The sequence below is a fragment of the Nonomuraea sp. SYSU D8015 genome (assembly GCF_008065375.1).
Classification (GTDB): Bacteria; Actinomycetota; Actinomycetes; order Streptosporangiales; family Streptosporangiaceae; genus Nonomuraea.
In genome coordinates this window covers 825805-846424 of sequence record NZ_VJYI01000003.1, presented here as the reverse complement: position 1 = coordinate 846424, position 20620 = coordinate 825805, and the positions used below count along the sequence as shown (strand labels likewise).

21 protein-coding genes are annotated in these 20620 nt (G+C 69.9%); 12 read left to right on the top strand and 9 right to left on the bottom strand.

Annotated features, from left to right (window positions below; genetic code table 11):
• Nucleotides 1-250 precede the first annotated feature (250 nt).
• Nucleotides 251-868, bottom strand: coding sequence for a hypothetical protein (locus ID574_RS19240; RefSeq protein ID WP_188190247.1), 618 nt, complete (start codon nucleotides 866-868; stop codon nucleotides 251-253).
• Nucleotides 869-1253: 385 nt separating this feature from the next.
• On the opposite strand from ID574_RS19240, the gene ID574_RS19235 reads away from it, so the two are divergent.
• A complete protein-coding gene (locus tag ID574_RS19235) occupies nucleotides 1254-1457 on the top strand; it encodes a hypothetical protein (RefSeq protein WP_188190246.1) in 204 nt (67 codons plus the stop codon).
• Nucleotides 1458-2131: 674 nt separating this feature from the next.
• Nucleotides 2132-2515, top strand: a complete 384-nt coding sequence (locus ID574_RS19230; RefSeq protein WP_188190245.1) for a hypothetical protein — start codon at nucleotides 2132-2134, stop codon at nucleotides 2513-2515.
• A 297-nt stretch (nucleotides 2516-2812) separates the two neighbouring features.
• Here ID574_RS19230 and ID574_RS19225 read toward each other — a convergent pair whose 3' ends face one another.
• Nucleotides 2813-3436, bottom strand: coding sequence for a Uma2 family endonuclease (locus tag ID574_RS19225; RefSeq protein ID WP_188190244.1), 624 nt, complete (start codon nucleotides 3434-3436; stop codon nucleotides 2813-2815).
• 160 nt (nucleotides 3437-3596) lie between these two features.
• Here ID574_RS19225 and ID574_RS19220 point away from each other — a divergent pair, with 160 nt between their 5' ends.
• The 3 genes from ID574_RS19220 to ID574_RS19210 are packed head-to-tail and all read left to right on the top strand — an operon-like array spanning nucleotide 3597 to nucleotide 7916.
• Nucleotides 3597-4976, top strand: coding sequence for an MDR family MFS transporter (locus ID574_RS19220; protein ID WP_188190243.1), 1380 nt, complete (start codon nucleotides 3597-3599; stop codon nucleotides 4974-4976).
• On the top strand, nucleotides 4973-7315 hold the full coding sequence (locus ID574_RS19215; protein WP_336245522.1) for a PEP/pyruvate-binding domain-containing protein: 2343 nt from the start codon (nucleotides 4973-4975) through the stop codon (nucleotides 7313-7315). The genes ID574_RS19220 and ID574_RS19215 overlap by 4 nt, the downstream gene beginning before the upstream one ends.
• Before the next feature lie 10 nt (nucleotides 7316-7325).
• Nucleotides 7326-7916 (top strand): TetR/AcrR family transcriptional regulator, encoded by a 591-nt coding sequence (locus tag ID574_RS19210; RefSeq protein ID WP_188190242.1) that lies wholly within the window; start codon nucleotides 7326-7328, stop codon nucleotides 7914-7916.
• Between the two features lie 4 nt (nucleotides 7917-7920).
• Here the strand turns inward: ID574_RS19210 and ID574_RS19205 are convergent, their stop codons facing one another.
• The 3 genes from ID574_RS19205 to ID574_RS19195 are packed head-to-tail and all read right to left on the bottom strand — an operon-like array spanning nucleotide 7921 to nucleotide 9443.
• The gene (locus ID574_RS19205; protein ID WP_188190241.1) at nucleotides 7921-8403 is read right to left on the bottom strand and encodes a hypothetical protein; all 483 of its coding nucleotides are present in this window, start codon (nucleotides 8401-8403) and stop codon (nucleotides 7921-7923) included.
• Complete coding sequence (locus ID574_RS19200) at nucleotides 8400-8723, bottom strand: PadR family transcriptional regulator (RefSeq protein ID WP_188190240.1); 324 nt, start codon at nucleotides 8721-8723, stop codon at nucleotides 8400-8402. The genes ID574_RS19205 and ID574_RS19200 overlap by 4 nt, the downstream gene beginning before the upstream one ends.
• Before the next feature lie 24 nt (nucleotides 8724-8747).
• On the bottom strand, nucleotides 8748-9443 hold the full coding sequence (locus tag ID574_RS19195) for a TetR/AcrR family transcriptional regulator (RefSeq protein WP_188190239.1): 696 nt from the start codon (nucleotides 9441-9443) through the stop codon (nucleotides 8748-8750).
• A 117-nt stretch (nucleotides 9444-9560) separates the two neighbouring features.
• Between ID574_RS19195 and ID574_RS19190 the strand changes: the two genes are divergently transcribed.
• Genes ID574_RS19190 through ID574_RS19180 form a run of 3 tightly spaced genes read left to right on the top strand, consistent with a single transcriptional unit; the run spans nucleotide 9561 to nucleotide 11712 of the window.
• Complete coding sequence (locus ID574_RS19190) at nucleotides 9561-9914, top strand: YrdB family protein (protein ID WP_188190238.1); 354 nt, start codon at nucleotides 9561-9563, stop codon at nucleotides 9912-9914.
• Nucleotides 9915-9916: 2 nt separating this feature from the next.
• Nucleotides 9917-10828, top strand: a complete 912-nt coding sequence (locus ID574_RS19185) for an NAD-dependent epimerase/dehydratase family protein (RefSeq protein WP_188190237.1) — start codon at nucleotides 9917-9919, stop codon at nucleotides 10826-10828.
• Nucleotides 10825-11712 carry a Gfo/Idh/MocA family protein gene (locus ID574_RS19180; RefSeq protein ID WP_188190236.1) on the top strand — a complete coding sequence of 296 codons (888 nt, stop codon included), beginning with the start codon at nucleotides 10825-10827 and terminating at the stop codon, nucleotides 11710-11712. Before ID574_RS19185 ends, ID574_RS19180 begins: the two co-directional genes overlap by 4 nt.
• Here the strand turns inward: ID574_RS19180 and ID574_RS19175 are convergent.
• Nucleotides 11696-12520: a trypsin-like serine peptidase gene (locus ID574_RS19175; protein ID WP_188190235.1), complete on the bottom strand. Its 825-nt coding sequence runs from the start codon at nucleotides 12518-12520 to the stop codon at nucleotides 11696-11698. The genes ID574_RS19180 and ID574_RS19175 overlap by 17 nt on opposite strands.
• A 143-nt stretch (nucleotides 12521-12663) precedes the next feature.
• Complete coding sequence (locus ID574_RS19170) at nucleotides 12664-13941, bottom strand: Glu/Leu/Phe/Val family dehydrogenase (RefSeq protein ID WP_188190234.1); 1278 nt, start codon at nucleotides 13939-13941, stop codon at nucleotides 12664-12666.
• Nucleotides 13942-14159: 218 nt separating this feature from the next.
• Here ID574_RS19170 and ID574_RS19165 point away from each other — a divergent pair, with 218 nt between their 5' ends.
• The 4 genes from ID574_RS19165 to ID574_RS19150 all read left to right on the top strand — a co-directional run bounded on the left by ID574_RS19165 (nucleotide 14160) and on the right by ID574_RS19150 (nucleotide 18338).
• Complete coding sequence (locus ID574_RS19165; protein WP_442939310.1) at nucleotides 14160-15716, top strand: alkaline phosphatase D family protein; 1557 nt, start codon at nucleotides 14160-14162, stop codon at nucleotides 15714-15716.
• 21 nt (nucleotides 15717-15737) lie between these two features.
• Nucleotides 15738-16451, top strand: coding sequence for a class I SAM-dependent methyltransferase (locus ID574_RS19160; RefSeq protein WP_188190233.1), 714 nt, complete (start codon nucleotides 15738-15740; stop codon nucleotides 16449-16451).
• Nucleotides 16452-16519: 68 nt separating this feature from the next.
• Nucleotides 16520-17119 carry an RNA polymerase sigma factor gene (locus ID574_RS19155; protein ID WP_188190232.1) on the top strand — a complete coding sequence of 200 codons (600 nt, stop codon included), beginning with the start codon at nucleotides 16520-16522 and terminating at the stop codon, nucleotides 17117-17119.
• Complete coding sequence (locus ID574_RS19150) at nucleotides 17112-18338, top strand: CU044_5270 family protein (RefSeq protein ID WP_188190231.1); 1227 nt, start codon at nucleotides 17112-17114, stop codon at nucleotides 18336-18338. Before ID574_RS19155 ends, ID574_RS19150 begins: the two co-directional genes overlap by 8 nt.
• 121 nt (nucleotides 18339-18459) lie before the next feature.
• On the opposite strand, the gene rocD is transcribed toward ID574_RS19150, so the two are convergent.
• Nucleotides 18460-19680 carry an ornithine--oxo-acid transaminase gene (gene rocD / locus ID574_RS19145; protein ID WP_188190230.1) on the bottom strand — a complete coding sequence of 407 codons (1221 nt, stop codon included), beginning with the start codon at nucleotides 19678-19680 and terminating at the stop codon, nucleotides 18460-18462.
• 1 nt (nucleotide 19681) lies between these two features.
• Nucleotides 19682-20518 (bottom strand): dimethylargininase, encoded by an 837-nt coding sequence (gene ddaH / locus ID574_RS19140; RefSeq protein ID WP_336245524.1) that lies wholly within the window; start codon nucleotides 20516-20518, stop codon nucleotides 19682-19684.
• Nucleotides 20519-20620: the final 102 nt, after the last annotated feature.

Genomic DNA, 20620 nt, shown 5'->3' with positions numbered 1-20620 from the left:
GGAGGGCCCGTGGAACCCCGCCCACCCGACGCGACAGCCGGGCCGGCGTGCTGACCACACCACGCAATTCGACCTTCAGCCGGACCGTTTAGCCGACCACACCTTGATCACGAAAGATCGAGGCTAGCTGTAGCTATGCCACTGGCCCCCGGATGGAAAGCCAGCTGGCCATACTCTGCAGCGAACTCACGACGCTTCGAGTCGGTCGGTATGGCCATAGAGCGTGGACACCAATCGAGTGGAATGCCGACTATCCGTGCGTGTCGATCAGAGGAAATCCATAGGCACGACCGGGCGTGCGGAACCAGTTCTCGTCGAGGAAGCGGCCTGTCATCCGTCCCACGATGGTCAGAAAGGCGTGCGCCAGCCGTTCTTCGCCCTGAATTGGATACTCGTCCCGGGGAAGCCCTTGGGCGTAGGGCTCGAACAGCTGCCCGGGCAGCAATTCGCCCGACGGGAGTGCCGGAATTTCTGCGATCACATTTCCATCTCGGTAATAGACGAGGTCGGAGAGGCCATTGATCTCCCGGTGCCAATCGACCATGAGCATTCCTCGATTTCCGGAGCTGAGCCACCACCCTCCCGTTTCCGGGCCGCTTGTGCTGATCACAACAGACCAGCCAGGACTGTGGGGTCCGATCCAGAGACTGTCTTTCTCATCGAGCGGGACGGACCAGTCCGTCATCGTGGCCGCTTCCTCGATCAAGCGCACGTCACGCCTGGATCCTGGATCCAGGCGCAGCAATCCGGCGAGCTCGTCGAGGTCGTCTCGTTCCACCCAGAGCCCGAAGAAGGCTTGATCGAACCCGTGCGCCGCCAGCAGTCCATACTGATCATGTTCTGGCGATGCGGTTCGGATTGCGGTCATTTCGTCTTCTCCAGTTGCTCGGGTCACCCGTGTTCGGGTGCCGCCCAGGCGGCACCCGAACACGGTGTTCACAGATCAGTGCGGCCCTGGGAGCTCAGTTGACTATCCAGACCCAGAACTTGTCGTCGGGTAGGACCTGTTGCGGCTGTAGAAGCTCCCCAGGGCCTTTCGTGACTTCCGGGAGCGGTGCTGTTATGGCTCTTTCCGGCCGCGCGGAGAGAGTAGTGATTCTTCATACCGCTCTCCGCCGCGTTGCCGGCTTCGGTCTTGGTCGAGGCGAAGGGATGCCTTGTCACACTCGGCCCTCTTGTAGACCGGATCGAGCGACGACAGTACGGTAGCGGCTCCCGATGCGCACCAACAGCTCCCGCAGATCGGCGTAGCCGTGTTCGCGGGCACGGGCGTCGTGGCGCCGGCGGACCTGGCGGCTGCGTTCGGCGTTCGCGCGAGCGATGCTCTCCTGGAGGCGTTCGCGGACCTCCGGGCGTTGCATCGCGACGCGGCTGGCCGCGATTGCCTCGGCGCGGTGCTGCTGCAGCTTCGCGGCGTTGCGGCGCTGGGCATCGCGCGGGCCGGGCTCGCCGGTTAGGCGGCGCTTGAATCGCTCGCTCTGACCCCGCCGCACGTCGGCGGCCTCGAGTAAGACCGTCCTTGCCAGGCCGTGGCGTTCGCGATAGTCCTGAGTTGAGATGTCCCCGGTGTGCCATGGGGACGTGCTTGGTCAGGCTGCGATACCACCGTCCGCATTCCAGGCATTGCAGCCTCAGCCCGTCGTTGGAGACCGGCTGGACGCCGGGTAAGACGTCGGGCGGAGTCCCCGCAGGCGCCTGCGTTGTTCGGCCCGAGTCGCGCTGTAGGCCGCGTTGACACCGTGTCGCTCCCGCAGCTTCCTGGCCTGGCTTTCGGTGAACCCGAACCGCTCCGACATCTGCTGCAACGACAGCGCGCTGGTCTGGATGAGCAAGTCACTGATGTCGGCATACCCATGTCGGCGGGCGATGCGGTCGTTCTCCTCCCGGATTCGCGTCGCGCGGATCAGGGACGCGTTCAGAACGGCGGTTCGCCGGGGATCCGTGCGCTCCGAGCCCGCCTCGGGGGTCCGGAACAAGTTGATCGACCACGACGCGCCCCTTTCGGCTCATCGGCATCCTGCGACTGGTCCAAGCTGTGGCCACAGAATATGGTTTCTTGATCGCTGTTCGCCGGGTCAGCGCCCTTCGATGTTCACGAGACACACAACTCCCTACTGGTTAAGGTACGGGTGTGGCGCAGGAGTTCTCGATCAGTCTGCCCGACGACGTGTACGACCTCGTCAAGGCAATGGCCGAGCAGGAAGGCACCACCGTATCCGGCTATCTCGCCGGTCTCGCCAAGGAGCGTGCTGACGTTGACCGGACGTCCCGCGAACGCCTCGCCCGGCTGACCGCGAAGGATCGCGCCGCTGACCCCGACGCCTACGACCAGCGACGCGAGGAGATCCGCCAGCGCATGCGCGCCGCGAAAGTCGCAGCCGACGAAAAGAAGCGTGCCCAGAATGCCTGTTACGTCCTGCCTGACGCATCGGTGAGCGGCGGAGGCATGCAGCGAGAGGTTCGCGGAGCCGGCTGGGAGGACATCCGCGCGCTGAGCTACGGAGATCGTCTGTGATCGCTGCAGACGCGAACGTCCTGGTTCACGCCCATGAGTTCCACGCGGCCGCAGCCTCGAAAATCAGCGGCTGCGGAGCTCTTACACCTGCTGCTTCGTCAGCCCGATCATCTCGCCGATCCTCTTGGCCGTCAGATGGGTGGTGACCTTGAGGAACTCGGTGATGTCCGGTAGTCGACGGCCTGCGCTCGGGCGTCATGAGCGGTGCGGATGCGTTGGAAGCGGACCCGGAAGGCGTGCCGGGTGAGCATCCTGGCGGCGGTGCGGCCTGAAGCGAGGTGTCAACGCTGCTGGTGCTCAGAACTGCAGGTCGTCCCAGTTGATAGTGAGGGGTAGGGGATTGGTGATCGTTGGGGCGGGATCGGCTTCAGTCATGAGCGTTCCCACATTCTTGTAGAGCATCGAGGCGGGGTCGAGCCGGTAACGCTCAATGGTCGACACACCGGTTTGGTCCAGGTGGACGATCCAGTAGTGGGGGATGCCGGACTTGGCGTATTCAGCGAGCTTGTCGACGGTGTCCTGAATGACCGAGCCGGGCGACACGATCTCAACGACCAGCAGCGCATGCTGCGCGCGGAGTCTCTCGCCGCCTTCCTCGTCCAGGCATCGGTACAGTACGACGTCCGGGCGACGGTTGTGCAGCGGTACGTCTCGCAAGCGGAGATCCACGTCGTTAGCGACCGTGAGACACTCGTATCCGTGGCTCATGGCCTCTTTGGCGTAGCCCTCCAGGAGATTGGCCAACCGTCTGCCCGCGATCTGATGCCTCGGCGACGGAGCTTCGCAATAAGCCACGTAGCCGCCCACGATCTCTATGGCCCTTGAGATCTCTTCTGGGAGCTCCTCGTACTCCTCGGCCGAGATGAGGCTGGGCTGCGGACGGATGCTGCGGAACCAGCTGTCCTCCGGCAAGGCTGTCATCGGCAACTCCTCGGTCGTGCGCGGCAAGGCTAGCTTACGGAATTCGGCCAGTGGGCTGCGGCGATGGCGGTGGATGCGTCGAGGCCATTAGTGAACGTTGCGTTTCTATGCGATGGATCCTATTCTCATTAGAGAACGGATAGTTCTCTAAGGGGGCGTCATGGGGCTCGTGCTGTCGGGGCTGATACTGGCGATGCTGCTGGGTGCGCTCGATCAGACGATCATGGCTCCCGCCCTCCCCGCCGTGGCGGCCAGTCTCGGTGGGCTCGACCAGATGCCGGCCGTGGTCACCGCCTACCTCGTCGCCGCCACCGTCGTCATGCCCGTCTACGGCAAGCTGGGCGACCGGTACGGACGCAAGCCCACCATGCAGGTCGCCATCGTCGTCTTCGTGGCCGGCGCCGTGCTGTGCGCGCTCGCCACGTCGATGCCGCAGTTCATCGTCGCCCGCGCGATCCAGGGGCTGGGCGGCGGCGGGCTGATGATCGGGGCGCAGGCGATCATCGGGGAGATCGTGAGTCCGCGTGAGCGGGGGCGATACCTGGGGTTCATCGGTGCCGCCTACGTCGTGGCGGCCGTGGGCGGGCCGCTCGTCGGCGGGCTGTTCATCGATCGGCTCGGGTGGCGGTGGATCTTCGCCATCTATCCGCCGCTCGGGTTGCTGGCCCTGGTCGTGCTGAGTGCCACGCTGCGTCTGCCCAGGCCACAAAGGCGGGCGCCGCTGGACGTGGCGGGCGCGCTCACGCTTGCCGTCGCCGTCGTGGGCGTGGTCATGGTGGGGCAGACCGGGAATCCCGTCTTTCTGGTGGTGGCGGCCGCCGGGCTGGTGGCGTGGCTGGTGAGCGCGCGATTCGCCAAGGACCCGATTCTGCCGCTGCGGCTGTTCCGGGATCGGGCGTTCGCGGTGCCGGTGGCGATCAGCCTGCTCATCGGGTTCGCGTTGTTCGGGACGATCACGTACATGCCGGCGTACCTGCAGATCGCGCTGCGCACCAGCGCGACGCAGGCGGGGTTGCTGGTGACGGCGCTCATGGGCGGGGTGCTGCTGACCACGACCCTGTCCGGGCGGCTGATCACCCGGACCGGGGTGTACAAGCCGTATCCGGTCGTCGGCACTGCGGCGGCTGGGGCCGGGCTCGCGCTCATCGGGCTCGTAGGAGGCTCGGCGGTGGCACTGGCCGGCGCGATGTTGCTGACCGGGCTCGGGGTCGGGCTGGTCATGCAGGTCATGGTGCTGGCCGCCCAGAACGCCGTCGCGTACGAGGACCTGGGGACGGCTACGTCCTCGGTGACGTTCCTGCGGCAGATCGGGGCGTCGGCCGGGGTCGCGCTCGTGGGGGCACTGATCACCTTGAGGTCCGGAATATCCGCCACCACCGCGCCCGCCGAGTTGCCGGAGAGCGTGCGGGAGGCGTTCGCCGAGGCCGCGCCGCCGGTCTTCGCGGCGATGGCGCCGTTGCTGGTCGTGGCGTTCCTGCTCGCGCTGGCCCTGCCGGCGCGCCCGCTTCGCACCACCGCTTACGTCGAGGAGAGGGCATGATGAAGCTCGTCGCACCGTTGGACGCATTCGGCCGGGGCGACCTGGCCATGGCCGGGGGCAAGGGTGCCAACCTGGGGGAGCTGGTCAGGAGCGGTTTCCCGGTGCCCGGCGGGTTCGTCGTCACCACGAATGCCTATGATCAGGTCGCCCAGGGGCACAGCGGGCAGGCGTACTTCGAGCAGGTCGAGTTGCCCGGTGAGCTGCGGGAGGCGATTCTCGAGGCCTACGCCGCGCTCGGCGCGGGGCCGGTGGCCGTGAGGTCCAGTGCCACCGCGGAGGACCTGCCGGGGGCCGCGTTCGCGGGCCAGCAGGACACCTACCTCAACGTGGTCGGCGAGGAGGCGCTGCTCGACGCGGTACGCCGCTGCTGGGGCTCGCTCTGGACCGACCGCGCCGTCGCCTACCGCGCCAAGCTCTCCATCGACGACTCCGAGGTGAGCATCGCGGTGGTCGTGCAGAGCATGGTGGAGGCCGAGATGGCAGGCGTCATGTTCACCGCGAACCCGGTCAGCGGCGACCGCGGCCAGCTCGTCATCGACGCCAGCAGCGGCCTGGGTGAGGCGGTCGTGTCCGGGCTGGTCACCCCCGACCACTATGTGGTCGATGCTGAGGGGCAGGTGGAGTTCACGCCCGGGCGTCGCGAGGTCGTCATCCGGGGCGCGGCCGGGGGCGGTGTCACCCGGGAGAAGGGCACCGGGGCCGAGCGGCTACCCGACGCGGTGGTGGGGGATTTGGCGGTGCTCGGCAGGCGGGTCGCCGGCCACTTCGGGCGGCCGCAGGACATCGAGTGGGCGTACGCGGGTGGCCGCGTCCACCTGCTGCAGGCCCGGCCCATGACCGCGCTGCCGCCGCCCCCGGTCGGCAGCCTCAATCCGCTCCGGCGCAGGCTGGCCGCCGTGCTCATGGAATACCTGCCCGTGCGGCCGTACCCGATCGACATCACGACCTGGATCCCGCATGGCCCGGCGGGGCTGATGGGCAAGGTGACCGGTGCCTTCGGGCTGCGGCGCGGGTTCGAGGGGTTCCTGAGCGAGGAGGACGGGGTCGTCTACGCGTTCATACCGCCCAGGCCGCACCCCACGGTCGGGGTGCTCGCCGCGCCGTTCCGCATCCTGGCCAAGGCCCGGCGGTACGACCCGGCCCGCTGGACCGAGGACCCCCGCTTCGTCGCCTACTTGGCGGCCGTCCGGCGACTGAAGGAACGCGACCTGGCCGCGATGCCGTGGCCGGAGCTCGTCCGCGTGCCCAGGCAGGCCCTCGCCCTGGTGGCGCCGGTGGCCGACCTGCGCATCGACTACCTGCCGGGCACCGGGCTCGCGCTCCTGCGGCTGCTGGTGGCGGTCAAGCTGCTGCGGCGCGGCAAGCTGTTCGGCGACCTGATGTCCGGCGCGGTCACCCGCACCACCGAGGCCAACCGGGCGCTGGAGCGGCTGGCCCAGCTGGCCCGGCGCACGGGCGCGCTCGACGCCGACCCTCCGCCCGCCGAGTTCCGGGCCGCGTTCGAGGAGTTCCTGGCCGAGTACGGCCACCGCGAGACCCTCAGCCCCATCCTCGTCACCCCACCCACCTGGAGTGACGACCCGGAGACCGTCCTCGGCCTGATCAGGGTGCTGGCCGCCGAGCCGCCCCCGCGCAAAGAGGGCGACGACGCGCTGGACCGCCTGCTCGCCCACCCGCTCCTGCGCTCCCCGCGCCGCCGCGCCAGGATGCGGCGGTGGGTGGCGGCCGCCCGCGCCGGCATCGCCTTCCGCGAGGACAGCCACTTCTCCTTCACGATGCCGCAGCCCATCCTTCGCAGGTCACTCGTCGAACTGGGACGGCGGCTGCGCGACGAGGGCGTGCTGGACGAGCCGGAGGACGTCTTCCACCTGCGGCTGGAAGAGCTGGAGGCGATCAGGGACCCGGCCGAGGCGCGACTGCGCGATCTCGTACGGGCGCGGGCGGCCAAGCGGGAGGAGCTGGCCGGCGTGCGGCTCATCGACCCCGCCGCGGTCTTCCCGTCGCTCGCGACCGGCGACGCGCTCGTCGCGGGGTCGCCGGCCAGCGGCGGCATCGCGACCGGACCGGTGAAGGTGATCAGGGGTCCGGCCGAGTTCGGCAAGCTCGACGGCGGCGACGTGCTCGTCTGCCCGTACACCAACCCGTCGTGGACGCCGCTGTTCCAGCAGGCCGCGGCCGTGGTCGTGGACAGCGGCGGCGCGGCGTCGCACGCGGCCATCGTGGCCAGGGAGTACGGCATCCCGGCCGTCATGGGCACCGGCACGGGGACGTCCGTGCTCGAGGACGGCCGGCTCGTCACCGTCAACGGCGACACCGGCACGGTCACCGAGGCTGCCTAGGATGCATGCCATGGTGACCGACCACCGCAAGCTGCCGCGCCGCAGGGGAGAGGAGCTCAACGCCGCCATCTACCGGGCGACGCTCGACGAGCTGACCGAGAGCGGCTACGCCGGGCTCACCATGGAACGGGTGGCCGAGCGGGCCAAGGCCAGCAAGGCCTCGCTCTACCGGCGCTGGCCGACCCGGATCGAGCTGGTGACGGAGGCGGTCCGCAACACGCTGCCCACCGTCGAGTCCGTGCCCGACACCGGCACCCTGCGCGGCGACCTGATCGCCGCGCTGAGCCTCGCGGCGCACGCCCTGTCGGGACCCGCTGGGGAGGCCCTGCGCGGGCTTCTCGGCGAGGCGCTGAGCAGCGGATCCCCGGTGAGCGCCATGCGCAGGACCTCCCAGGGCATGGGCAGGAAGATCATGGAGGAGATCGTCCGGCGCGCGGTCGAGCGCGGCGAGATCGAGCCGGACGCGGCCACGCCGCGCCGGCTCGACGCCGGCCACGCGCTGCTGCGCCACCACTTCCTCTTCAACGGCACGCCCATCCCGGACGAGCTCGTCGTCCAGATCGTGGACGAGGTGCTGGTGCCGCTGCTCACCCGCGGCTGACCGGTCACGCCGGGCCGAGCCGGCCGAGGGCGGCGCGTCCCCGCTGGATTGCCCTCCGGGCGACCAGCGTCGACATGCCCACGCTGAGCAGCGCGCTGGCCGCGACCACGGCCACGAACCCTCCTGACGCCTTCGGCAGTCCCGGCACCACCAAGGCGGCGACGGACAGCCAGCCCAGCCCGTTGCAGATGGCCCCCACCGCGAGCGTGCTCACGCTGGTGCGCACGTTGTCGGCCATCGTGGGTTCGTTCGCCGCGATCGTCGGCAGCGGCAGCATGCCGAAGAGGATCATCGCCAGCGGGAACGGCCCGGCCCCTGGAACGCGCCGGTAGTGCAGCCAGGCGTCGACCGCGCCCCGCATCAGGTCCAGCACCGTGGGCAGGCGCGCCGGCCGGGCTCTGATCAGGTCGCTGACCTCTGACGCGTAGCGCTCGCGCCACGCCTGCGGGTAGAAGAGGAGCACCTCCTGTGCCAGGCATCGCATCATGCCGGCCCCCAAGCCGCGCGCCGGGAGCCCGCCTGCTCGACCCGCCGCAGTGTCGTCAGCTGCTCGTGCAGCGCCCCGCGGCCGCTCTCGGTGATCCGGTACGGTTTGCGCCGCTCGGACGAATCCACGGCTTCGATCCAGCCGCGCTCCTCCAGCCGCATCAGCGCGCCATAGAGGGTGCCCGGCTCCAGCGTGGTGCCCGAGAACTCCTCGATGTCGTTGATCATTCGATAGCCGTGCTTCTGGCCCTCGGCCAGGCTGATGAGCACGAGCAGCGCCACGTCCGTGAAGCGGCCGAGCTCTTGTGTCCTCCGTGCCATGTATTCAGTTAAACTTAGTAAGTTTCACTGAGCAAGACCCATCATCGCGGCCATGAGCCGCATCGAGTGGTCGAAGGCGGTGCGGCGCTCCTCGATGGTGTTGTTGAACTGGCCGAACAGCTCGAAGCTGACCCAGCCGTACAGGGCGGTCCACGCCGTCAGGCCGCGGAAGATCACGTCATCGGGAACGTCGGGGATGATGGAGCGGACGATGGCCGCGTCGCTCTGGAGCGAGGGCGGCGGAGGGGGAGCAGGCTGCGCCGGGGCGAGGGCGGAGGCGTGGTGGGCCTCCGACATGATGCGGCCGAAAACGATCGTGTCGCGCACAGCCGCCGGCACCGTGTCCTGCGGCGCCTGGTAGCCGGGCACGGGGGAGCCGTACAGCAGGGCGTATTCGTGCGGATGGGCCAGCGCCCAGTCGCGCACGGCGTGGCAGACGGTCAGCCACCGGCCGAGGAAGTCGTCGCGCGGGCAGCCGGCGTCGGCCTGCTCCACGGCCTCGCCCAGCGCGTTGTAGCCGTCGATGATCAACGCGGTGAGCAGGTCGTCGCGGCTCGGGAAATAGCGGTAGATGGCCGAGGAGACCATGCCCATCTCCCGCGCCACGGCACGCAGCGACAGGCCGCCCGCGCCCTCGGTGGCGAGGTGGCGGCGGGCGATGTCGGTGATCTCCCTGGTGAGCTCGGCCCTGACGCGTTCTCGGGCGGTACGGGCTGTCATGTCCAGCAGGCTATCAGAGCACTGGGAGAAAAAGAGAGCACCGCTCTTGACGAACACCGATCCGATGAGAGAGCATTGCTCTCGTAAGCGAACGCCCGTCACGCCATGGAGACGCAGATGCTCGAGCTCGGCAAGCACGCCAACGCGGCACTGATGTTCCTCCTGGAGCTCGGCGTGCTGTTCTCCGTGGGCTACTGGGGCTTCACCGTCAGCCCCCACTGGGGCGTCAAGCTCCTGGCAGGGCCCGGCGGCCCGGCGCTGTTCATCGCCGTGTGGGCGCTGTTCGGGGCAGGCGGCGGCGCGAACGCCACGTTCCCGCTCACCGGCCTCGCCCGCGCCGCCCTGGAGATCCTCTGGTTCGGCGGCGGCGCCCTGGCGCTCTACGCCTCCGGCCTGGTCGCCCCCGCCCTCCTCTTCTACGCGCTCTTCATCATCAACGCGGTCCTCCGCCTCGTCTGGAAGCAGGTCTGATCATGGGTAAGCACGTCGTCGTGGGTTCCGGCCAGGTCGGCACGCACCTGGCCACCAAGCTCCTCGCCCAGGGCCACGAGGTCACCGTCGTGACCCGCTCGGGCTCCGGGCCCGCCGGCGCGGTCAGGGTCGCCGCCGACGTGGCCGACAAGGCGAAGCTGACCGAGGTCGCCAAGGGGGCCGACGTCCTCTACAACTGCGTCAATCCGCGATACCACCGCTGGCTCACCGACTGGCCGCCGATGGCCGAGTCGTTCCTGGCCGCCGCCGAGGCGAGCGGCGCCGTGTACGTGATGCTCGGCAACCTCTACCCGTACGGACCGGTCACCGGCCCCATGACCGAGGACCTGCCGCTCGCCTCCACCAGCCCCAAGGCCCAGGTGCGGGCCAGGATGTGGGCCGACGCGCTGGCCGCCCACGAGGCCGGCCGGATCAGGGCCGCCGAGGTGCGCGGCTCCGACTACTTCGGCCCCGGCGCCACCGACCAGTCCTACCTGGGCGAGCGCTTCCTCGGCCCGCTCCGGGCGGGCAAGACCGTCCAGCTCGTCTGGCCGGCCGACATGCCGCACAGCTGGACGTACCTGCCCGACGTGGCCGACGCGTTGATCGTGGCCGGCCGCGACGAGCGGGCCTGGGGCCGGCCCTGGCACGTGCCGACCGTCGAGCCGCTGACCTTCCGCGAGATGGGGGAGCGGATGGCCGCGCTGCTCGGCCGCCCGGCGCCCCGGATGGTGCAGCTGCCCTGGCCGCTGGTGCGGGCGGTCGGCCTGTTCTCGCCCATGATCGGCGAGCTCCCGCACATCCGCTACCAGTTCGTCGCGCCCTTCGTGCTCGACTCCTCGGCCTTCCAGGGCACCTTCGGCGTCGCGCCTACCCCGATCGAGCAGGCGCTCAAGGCTACGCTCGACGCGTGAAGACAGCAATGATCGGCCTGGGCGACATCGCGGAGAAGGCGTACCTGCCGGTGCTCGCCGCACAGCCCGGCCTCGACCTGCACCTGTGCACCCGCAACAGCGCCCGGCTCGACCGGCTCGGCGACGCCTACCGCATCGCCCGCCGGTCGACCAGCGTGGACGAGGTGATCAAGGCGGGGGTCGACGCCGCGTTCGTGCACGCCGCCACCGACGCCCACCCGGAGATCGTCGAGCCGCTGCTCAACGCCGGGATCCACGTCTACGTGGACAAGCCGATCGCGTACACGCTGGAGGAGTCCGAGCGGCTCGTACGGCTCGCCGAGGCCGCGGACAGGTCGTTGATGGTCGGCTTCAACCGGCGCCACGCGCCCGGCTACGCCGCGCTCGCCGACCTGCCCCGGCATCTCATTCTCATGGAGAAGAACCGCGACAACGACCCCGACGACCCCCGCCGGGTGATCTTCGACGACTTCATCCACGTCGCGGACACCCTCAGGTTCCTCGTCCCCGGTCCGATCACCGGCAGCACGATCAGGACCCGCGTCAAGGACGGCCTCCTGGAGCACATCGTGCTGCAGCTGTCCGGCGACGGCTACACCGCCGTCGGCGTCATGAACCGGCTGAGCGGCGCGAGCGAGGAGTCCTGCGAGGTCATGGGCGACGGGGTCAAACGCCGCGTGGTCAACCTGGGCGACGTGATCGACTATCGCGGCGGCGAGGTCCTCACCCGTCGCCCCGACTGGATCCCGGTGGCCAGGCAGCGCGGCGTCGAGCAGATCTGCCTGGAATTCCTCACCGCCGTCCGCGAGGGCCGCCGGATCGGCGCGGAGGACGCCCTGCTCACGCACGCACTCTGCGAGGAGATCGTCAGCCGGGCCGCTTGATCCGCATCGCCCGGTCGGCCCTGGCGAACAGCTGCTCGAAGGGCCGGCCGCCCAGCCTGGCCATCACGGTGTAGCCCCTCGCGTCGCGCAGCGGGCTGGAGGACGACACGACGCCCGCGATCGCGCCGCCGTACAACACGGGGCCGCCGCTGCCGCCCGCGGCGGCGTGACAGTTGTGCGTGACCATCAGCCCCGGCCCCCGCGAGACGGCCTCGACCGCGTCGGCCAGGCACCGGTACAGCCGCAGCTGCGGGTACCCCTTGCCCGCCGGGTAGCCCAGCAGCTCCAGGCCGCGCAGCTCGGTGCCCCTCGCGGTCGGTATCGGACGCAGCCCGCGCCCGGTCACGTCCTCCAGCCGGGGGCCTCGCCGCACCACCCCGACCAGACCGACGTCGTACGGCAGCAGCTCGGGCGAGTACGGCCGGTTGCGCCACCTCGACGGAACCCACGTGCGCACGACCGGCCACATCCCCAGCCGCGCCCGCCCTTGGTCGAAGCCCGGCAGGAAGGCGAGGTGCTCGAGCAACCTGCCGTGGTGGTAGATGCAGTGCGCCGCCGTCAGCACCAGGCTGCGGCTGCGCGAGCCGATCACCGTCCCCCCGCACATCACGTCCTTCCGCGTGACGGGGTCCCGGCCGACGAGCACCCCGGTGAGCCGCCGCGCCCCCGTGTAGGGGCGCGGGACCGGGGCATAGCCCAGGCGATCGCCGTGAGGGGTCAGCACGCGGGAGACGGGGATGTTGCGTTGCGACATCTCGGCGACGGCGGCTGGATCGAGCAGGACCAGGGACAGCACCAACCTGAGCACCCTCCAGTGTTAGCAGAAGATGATCAGTGCTCTGAGCTGCGACATTCGCGTTTGCAGAACTTGTGTACTGGGAATATGGCCCCGCGCCCATGGCCGTTGATCGTGGGCGACCCCGGGAGCGTGTGCTGGGGTCGCCCGTACGGTCAGGGGTAGAGGCCGCGCATCTGGTGGGCCTCGGCGACGCGGCCCACGCCGATCACGTGCGCCGCCTGCCTGAGCGTCAGCCCGCGGGCGGCGGCCAGCGACTTGACCTCGGAGAACGCGCTCTCCATGAGGTCTCGCAGCTTGAGCTCGACCTCTCCGGAGCTCCAGGAGTAGGCCTGCATGTTCTGCACCCACTCCAGGTAGGACACGATCACCCCGCCCGCGTTGGCGAGGATGTCGGGCACGACCACGGTGCCGTTCGCGGCGAGGATCTCGTCGGCCTCGGGCGTGGTGGGCCCGTTGGCGCCCTCCACGATCAGCCGGGCGCGGATCCGCGGTGCGTTCGCCTCGGTGATCGCGCCTTCGAGCGCCGCCGGGACCAGGACGTCCACGTCCAGTTCCAGCAGGTCGTCGAGGGGCATCGCGTCGGCGTGGCGATAGCCGTGCACGCCGCCCCTCTCGGCCGCCCACGTCCGCAGGCCGGCGATGTCGAGACCGCCGCGCGCGTACACGGCGCCCGTGATGTCCGAGACGGCCACCACCTTGCAGCCGGCGTCGGCGAGGTATTGCGCGGCGAGCGCGCCCACCTTGCCGAAGCCCTGCACCGCCACGGTCACGCCTTCCGGCGAGCGGCCGAGCGCGGCCAGCGTGGCGATCTGCACGCCGCGCGAGGTCGCGCCGCTGCGCCCGAGCGAGCCGCCCAGCGTCATCGGCTTGCCGGTGACCACGCCGGGCACCGAGTAGCCGGCGCTGACGCTGTAGGTGTCCATGATCCAGGCCATGGTCTGCTCGTCGGTGCCGACGTCGGGCGCCGGGATGTCCTTCTCCGGGCCGATCAGCGGCAGGATCTCGTTGACGTAGCGGCGGGTCAGCCGCTCCAGCTCGCGCGTGGTGAGCCCGGCCGGGTCCACGGCCACGCCGCCCTTGGCGCCGCCGTACGGGATGCCCACCAGTGCGCACTTCCACGTCATCCACATCGCGAGCGCGGTGACCTCGTGGATGTCAGTGCCGGGATGGAAGCGGATGCCGCCCTTGGCGGGTCCGCGTGAGACGTTGTGCTGGACCCGGAAGCCCTGGACGACGTCGAGGCGTCCGTCCTCGCGCCGCACCGGGACCGAGACGGTCAGCGAGCGGCGGGGCGTGGCCAGCACCGTGCGGAGCCCGTGGTCGAGCCCGAGGTGCTCGGCCGCCTGGTCGAGCTGGTGGAGAGCGGAATCGAGGGCCTGACGGCCCGGAGTGATCAGCGCCGGCGTCCTTGACGGCACCATGATGCTCATGGAAGAGATTCCTCCTGGTATATACGCCCTGTTTCGCAGGGAAAGCGCCATTGCCTTCCCGTTATGGGCGATGTTGTCGCGATCATCCTAGGGTGGGGCGTTTGACCTTGCCTAGCCGTTCGGAGAAATCCAAGCCGCTGATCGGGATGCTGTGGACCGTGCCACTCTGGCAGTCTTGGCGGCAAGAGTGTGCCGAATCATCGAAATCGGGGGGTGGGATGCCCGCACTCGTGGTGGGACCGATGCTGCGACACGTCGATTCTGACAGCGCCTCGATCTGGGTGGAGACCGCCGAACCCTGCACGGTCACCATCGAGGCGGGCGGTAGGTCTTACCGGTCGCCTACCTTCACCGTGCACGGACACCACTACGCGATCGTGGATCTCGTTGAGCTCTCCCAGGATATCGCCTCCTATTCCGTGAGGCTCGACGGGGACCAGGTATGGCCCCTGGCGGGTCGCCCGCCGTCCCGGATCCGCCTGCTGCCCGCCGAAGGGGCACGGCGGCTGGCGTTCGGGTCGTGCCGCACCAGCGTGCCGCACGACGTGGCGCACGTGCGCGTCTACGGCGAGGACGTCCTGCGCTCCTATGGCCGCCACCTCGCCCGCTCGGACGACGCGGAGTGGCCCGACCTGCTGCTGCTCCTCGGCGACCAGGTCTACGCCGACAACCCCTCGCCCGAGATGCGGGCCTACATCTGCTCACGCCGGAGCACGCCGCCCCTCGACGAGATCGCCGACTTCGAGGAATATGCCGAGCTCTATCGTCAGGCGTGGACCGACCCGGAGATCCGCTGGCTGCTGTCCACCGTGCCGACCGCCATGATCTTCGACGACCACGACCTGCGCGACGACTGGAACACCTCGCAGCCGTGGCGTGAGCAGATGGCCGCGACGGACTGGTGGCCCCGCCGGGTGGTGGCGGGGCTGGGGGCGTACTGGGTCTATCAGCACCTCGGCAACCTCTCGCCCGCCGAGCGCGCGGCCGACCCGCTGCTGCGCACGCTGCTGGCCCTCGAGGGGAGCGACGGCGGCGACGCGCTCGACGCCTTCGCCGAGAAGGCCGACGCCGAGCCCTCCAGCAACCGCTGGAGCTACGCCCGCGACCTCGGGCCCGCACGCCTGATCATGGTCGACACCCGGTGCGCCAGGCAGCTGACGCCCGGCGACCGCCGCATGCTCGACCCGGACGAGTGGGCCTGGCTGGAGGAGCAGGTCGCCGCCCCGGCCGAGCGGCTGATCATCGCCTCTTCCATCCCGTTCCTGCTGCCGGAGGGCGTCCACGGCGTTCAGAACTGGAACGAGGCCCTGTGCGACGGCAAGTGGGGCCCGCTGGTCGCGCGGTGGTCGGAGAGGTTCCGGCAGGCCATCGACCTGGAGCACTGGGCCGCGTTCCGGCGCTCGTTCGACGACCTGGCCGGGCTGCTCATCCGGCTCGGCAAGCCGGTGACGATCCTGTCGGGTGACGTCCACTACTCCTACCTGGCCAAGGCCGACTCCGGCCCGGTTCACCAGGTGGTCTGCTCGCCGATCCGCAACCCGCTCAGCCGCCTGCTGCGCTGGGCCAACGTGTTCACCCAGTTCTCGATCGCCACGCTCGTGGGCGGCCTGCTGGCGCGGCTCGCGGGCATCCCGAGGCCGCCGTTCAGATGGCGGATCACCAAGGGCCCGTGGTTCCAGAACGCCCTCGCCACCCTCACCCTCCCCGACCAGGTCACCTGGTACGACTCCCGCGACGAGGAACTCAGGCGGATTGATGCTGTACGCCTGGACTGAAAATGGTTATCGTTTGCCGCTATGACTGAAGACCACTATTCACTCGCCGTCCCGTTCTACGACCTGTGGCACGAGGACGGGCACGTGCCCATGATCCGCGAACTGCTGCCTCCGCTGCTGAAAGGCGTGACGGAGAGCGTCATCGAGATCGGCGCGGGCACCGGCCTGATCACCAGGCTGATCGCCCGCGAGACGCCCGCCGAGATCTACGCCGTCGAGCCGTCGCTGGGCATGCGCTCGGTCCTGGTCAACCGGCTGGCGGAGGACCCCGACCTGCTGAGCCGGGTGACGGTCCTGCCGTGCGGAGCGCTGGACGTGGAGGTGGACGAGCCGGTCGAGGCCGTCGTGATGATCTCCGTGCTGCACAGCTTCCCGCCGGCCGAGCGGGAGGAGCTGTGGCGGGTGCTGGCCAGGCAGCTCCGGCCGGGCGGGCTGCTGGTGTTCAACCGGCGCGAGCGGGCGACGCCCGTGCCGGGCGAGATGGAGGTCATGGGCTCCTACCGGGTCGGCAGGCACACCTATGAGATCACGGGCCAGGTGCTCGCGGTCGCGGACGAGGCGGTCAAGGCCCGCTACCTCTACCGGATCAGGCAGCACGGTGTGGTGATCGAGGAGAACGAGGTGATCTCCGAGAGCCATTGGGTCGCCAGGGAACGACTGGACGCCGAGCTCGCCGCGGCCGGGTTCGCCCGGCAGGACGCCCCGGACGGCATGGAGGCCTGGCGCCTCGGCTGAAAATCGTGGGAACCGGTCCACGGCATGCGGCCAACAACAGGGTGACCGCATGAGAGAGGACCGGCACAGTGGTGGGTGTTCAGGACGTGCCCGAGACGCTGGACGACTCGACATTGATCGGGCATTCGCTCAGCGACCCCGAGAGCTTCGCGGCGCTGTTCGACCGGCATGCCGACGAGATCCACAGGTACGCGGCGCGGCGCCTCGGCGCGGAGCTGGCCGAGGACGTGACGGGGGAGGTGTTCCTCGTCGCGTTCCGGGGCCGGGCACGTTACGACCGCTCCTGGCCGGACGCCAGGCCCTGGCTCTACGGCATCGCCACCAACGTCGTGGCCCAGCACCGCCGCGCCGAGCGGCGGCGTACCGCGGCCATGGCCAAGGTGAACGTGGAGCGCCCGGGCACGTTCGACGACCGCAGCGCCGACCGGGTCACCGCCGAGCAGCTCCAGCCCCGGCTGGCGCGGGCGCTGACCCGGCTCAGCGCGGCCGAGCGCGATCTGTTGCTGCTGGTGGCCTGGGCGGACCTGACGTACGAGGACGCCGCGATCGCGCTCGGCGTGCCCGTCGGCACCGTCCGGTCCAGGCTGCACCGGCTCCGCGCCAAGGTGCGCAGGGCGCTCGGCGGCATCGATCCCTTCGGAGCATCAGAGGAGCGCCAGCATGGATGAGGACGAGATCCGCGTGTTCGCCGAGGGCAGGCCGGCCGTCCCGCCCTACCGGGCCGAGGCCCGCGCGCAGGCACGGGAGCGGCTGCTGGCGGAGGCGCGTCGCGGGGGCCGCTTTCGCCTGCCGCGGTTCGGCTGGCACGCCGCGGCCGCGTTCGCGGTGACGATCGCTCTGGTCGGCGGGGTGGGCATGACCCTGTCCCGGCAGGGCGGCGGCACCACGTCGCCGGTCCAGTCGGCCGTCCTGTCGGACCAGTTGGATCCCCGGCCCGGCCAGTACATCCTGATCGAGTCCGACACGATGTACCCCTCGTACGCGTACGGCAAGAACGGCGAGGAGTCGCGCCACCTCTACCGGACGCACAGGAAGATCTGGCAGTCGGTGGACGGCGGCAAGGACGGGCTGCTGATGATCAAGGGTCTCGACCCCAAGCCGTGGCCGGGCCGTGAGCTGCCGCCGTCCGACGTGACCGGGGAGCGCGAAACCGGCTGGACCGCGCTTCCTTCCTGCCCCGGCCGGCAGGACGGCCGCACCGACTACGCCTACATGAGCACGCTCCCCGCCGACGCCGCCGCGATGCGCGAGCACCTCTACAAGAGGAGCACCGAGAGCGAGGGCAAGGACATCAGCGCGGACATGGCGGCGTTCACCTACGTGGGGGACCTGGTCAGGGAGACGTACCTGCCCAAGGCCCAGCGTGACGCCCTGTTCGAGGCCGCCAAGGCCATCCCAGGCGTCGAGGTGGCCGAAGGGGTGGAGGACTCCGCGGGCCGCAAGGGGGTGGCGCTCGGCCGCAGGGACCCGCAGGGGACCCTCACGCAGATCATCTTCGACCCGGCCACGCACATGTTCCTGGGGGAGCGGCAGACGGTCGTCGAGGACAAGGGCGTGGGCGCCCCCGCAGGAAGCGTCCTGGCGCTGACGGCCCAGCTCAACGTGTCGGTGGTGGACGAACTGCCCGAGGCGCCGACGGAGGGCCGCGAGGCCGCGAGCTGCGGCCCCGCCCCGCTGCCGGACAACGAGCCGCCCTCGGTCGGCTCGACCGAAACGCCCGAGCCGCCCCCCACGTCGGAGGCCACCATAGAGGCCACGCTCGCCCCGAGCGGTGCGCCCGCACCAGAAGAGCCGGCGCCGACGAGGACCGTGACGGTGACTCCTCGGCCGGAGGAGCCCCTGCGGTCGGAAGAACCGACTGCGGCGCCTCCGCGGCCGGGCAAGTGACCACTTAGCCGGTGCCCGGGCGCCGTAACGGCGCCCGGCCCCGTGAATCGCAGGACCGTCCCCCTGGACAGGGCCCAGCCACGTACGGTGGTTGGGCCCACTTGGCCCCGCCGTAAAGGAACTAAGGCTTTTTGCCGATGAATTCGTAGAGCGCGTCGGCGAGCTGGTCGATCGCCCAGATCAGGTCGTCCTCGGAGACGACGATGGGCGGGGCGAGGCGGATCGTCGAGCCGTGCGTGTCCTTGGCCAGCACGCCCCGCTTCATCAGCGCCTTCGACACCTCCCGCCCGGTGGCCAGCGACGGATCGATGTCCACGCCGGCCCACAGCCCGCGCCCGCGCACCTCGACCACGCCCTTGCCGACCAGCTCGCGCAGCCGGGTGTGCAGCACCTCGCCGAGCTTGGCGGCCCTGGCCTGGAACTCGCCGGTGTTGAGGATGTCGATGACGGCGATGCCGACGGCGCAGGCCAGCGGGTTGCCGCCGAACGTGGACCCGTGCTGCCCCGGGTGGATGACCCCGAGCACGTCCCGGTTCGCCGCGATGGCCGACACCGGCACGACCCCGCCGCCGAGCGCCTTGCCCAGGACGTAGATGTCGGGCACGACCCCTTCGTGGTCGCACGCGAACGTGTGCCCGGTGCGGCCCAGCCCCGACTGGACCTCGTCGGCGATCATCAGGATGCCGTCGGCGGTGCACAGCTCGCGGATGTCGCTCAGGTAGCCGTCCGGCGGCACCAGCACCCCGGCCTCGCCCTGGATCGGCTCGACCAGCACCGCCACGGTGTTGGCGTCCACCGCGTCCCTGATCGCCTCGATGGACCCGTACGGCACGATCCGGAAGCCCGGAGTGTACGGGCCGAAGTTGTCGTGCGCCTCCGGGTCGGTGGAGAAGCTGATGATCGTGGTGGTGCGGCCGTGGAAGTTGTTCTCCATCACGATGATGTTGGCGAGGTCCGGCTCCACGCCCTTGACCTCGTAACCCCACTTGCGCGCCACCTTGACGGCGGTCTCGACGGCCTCGGCGCCGGTGTTCATGGGCAGGATCATGTCCTTGCCCGTGAGGTCGCCGAGCCCGGCGCAGAAGCGCGCGAACTGGTCGTGGTAGAAGGCGCGGCTGGTCAGGGTCAGCCGCTGCAGCTGCTCCTGGGCGGCCTCGATGATCTTCGGATTGCGGTGGCCGAAGTTGAGCGACGAGTAGCCGGACAGACAGTCCAGATACCGCTTGCCGTCCACGTCGGTGACCCAGGCGCCGTCGGCCTCCTGGATCACGACGGGCAGCGGATGGTAGTTGTGCGCGCTGCGGCGCTCGCTCAGCTCGATCAGCTCTGCGCTGCTGGTCATGTCAGTTCTCCCCCCTGATCTCCAGTGTGCAGCACTTCGGGCCCCCGCCCGCCTTGCGCAGCTCCGAGAGCTCGACCGGGATCACCTCGTACCCGCGGCGCTTGAGCTCCAACTGGAGGGTCGAAGCCTCGGCGTTGACGACCACGTTCGTGCCGTCGCTGACGGCGTTCAGGCCGAGCACCTCGGCGTCCTCCGCGGTGGCGAGCACCGCGTCGGGGAACATCCGGCGCAGCACCTCGCGGCTGCCTGCCGAGAACGCCTCCGGGTAGTAGGCGACGTTGCGGCCGTCGAGCGGGAACAGCGCCGTGTCGAGGTGGTAGAAGCGGGGGTCCACCAGGGTGAGCGAGATGACGGGGCGGCCGAGGTACTCCTGCGCCTCCTGGTGGGCCACCACGTCGGTGCGGAACCCCGTGCCGGCCAGGATGACGTCGTCGAGAGTGAGGAAGTCGCCCTCGCCCTCGTTGACGTGCTGCGGCTCCCGCACCGGGTAGCCGCGCTCGGCGAACCACCGCAGGTAGGCCGGGCCCTCGGGGCCGCGCTGCGGGTAGGCGAACCTGGCGCCGTAGACGCGGCCGCCCACGACCAGTGCGCCGTTGGCGGCGAACACCATGTCGGGCAGCCCCTCGATCGGGTCGATCAGGCTGACCTCGTGTCCGAGCTCCTCGTACGCCGCCTTCAGGCCCTCCCACTGCCGGACCGCCACGTCGCGGTCCGCGCCGGCCTCGGGGTGCATCCACGGGTTGATGGCGTACTCGACCGTGAAGTAATCCGGACGGCACATGAGGAAGTGTTTGGGCATGCAAGCTCTCCGTCGAGATTTGTGGGTGGATGTCCTGATCGGGGGGACGGAGACAGCCTAAGAATGCATGTTTATGCAGGCCAAGCGTTCGGCATTGCGTGTTCGCGCGGGTTCGTTGCGTGTGTCAGGCGGCTGCGGGCG

Bases quoted from the DNA above. Each gene is read 5' to 3' on its own strand.
- ID574_RS19220 (WP_188190243.1), top strand. From the start codon at position 3,597: ATGGGGCTCGTGCTGTCGGGGCTGATACTGGCGATGCTGCTGGGTGCG.
- ID574_RS19160 (WP_188190233.1), top strand. From the start codon at position 15,738: ATGACTGAAGACCACTATTCACTCGCCGTCCCGTTCTACGACCTGTGG.
- ID574_RS19200 (WP_188190240.1), bottom strand. From the start codon at position 8,723: ATGGCACGGAGGACACAAGAGCTCGGCCGCTTCACGGACGTGGCGCTG.
- ID574_RS19215 (WP_336245522.1), top strand. From the start codon at position 4,973: ATGATGAAGCTCGTCGCACCGTTGGACGCATTCGGCCGGGGCGACCTG.
- ID574_RS19205 (WP_188190241.1), bottom strand. From the start codon at position 8,403: ATGATGCGATGCCTGGCACAGGAGGTGCTCCTCTTCTACCCGCAGGCG.
- ID574_RS19225 (WP_188190244.1), bottom strand. From the start codon at position 3,436: ATGACAGCCTTGCCGGAGGACAGCTGGTTCCGCAGCATCCGTCCGCAG.
- ID574_RS19170 (WP_188190234.1), bottom strand. From the start codon at position 13,941: ATGAGCATCATGGTGCCGTCAAGGACGCCGGCGCTGATCACTCCGGGC.
- ID574_RS19165 (WP_442939310.1), top strand. From the start codon at position 14,160: ATGCCCGCACTCGTGGTGGGACCGATGCTGCGACACGTCGATTCTGAC.
- ID574_RS19195 (WP_188190239.1), bottom strand. From the start codon at position 9,443: ATGACAGCCCGTACCGCCCGAGAACGCGTCAGGGCCGAGCTCACCAGG.
- ID574_RS19150 (WP_188190231.1), top strand. From the start codon at position 17,112: ATGGATGAGGACGAGATCCGCGTGTTCGCCGAGGGCAGGCCGGCCGTC.
- ID574_RS19210 (WP_188190242.1), top strand. From the start codon at position 7,326: ATGGTGACCGACCACCGCAAGCTGCCGCGCCGCAGGGGAGAGGAGCTC.
- ID574_RS19240 (WP_188190247.1), bottom strand. From the start codon at position 868: ATGACCGCAATCCGAACCGCATCGCCAGAACATGATCAGTATGGACTG.
- ID574_RS19190 (WP_188190238.1), top strand. From the start codon at position 9,561: ATGCTCGAGCTCGGCAAGCACGCCAACGCGGCACTGATGTTCCTCCTG.
- rocD (WP_188190230.1), bottom strand. From the start codon at position 19,680: ATGACCAGCAGCGCAGAGCTGATCGAGCTGAGCGAGCGCCGCAGCGCG.
- ID574_RS19185 (WP_188190237.1), top strand. From the start codon at position 9,917: ATGGGTAAGCACGTCGTCGTGGGTTCCGGCCAGGTCGGCACGCACCTG.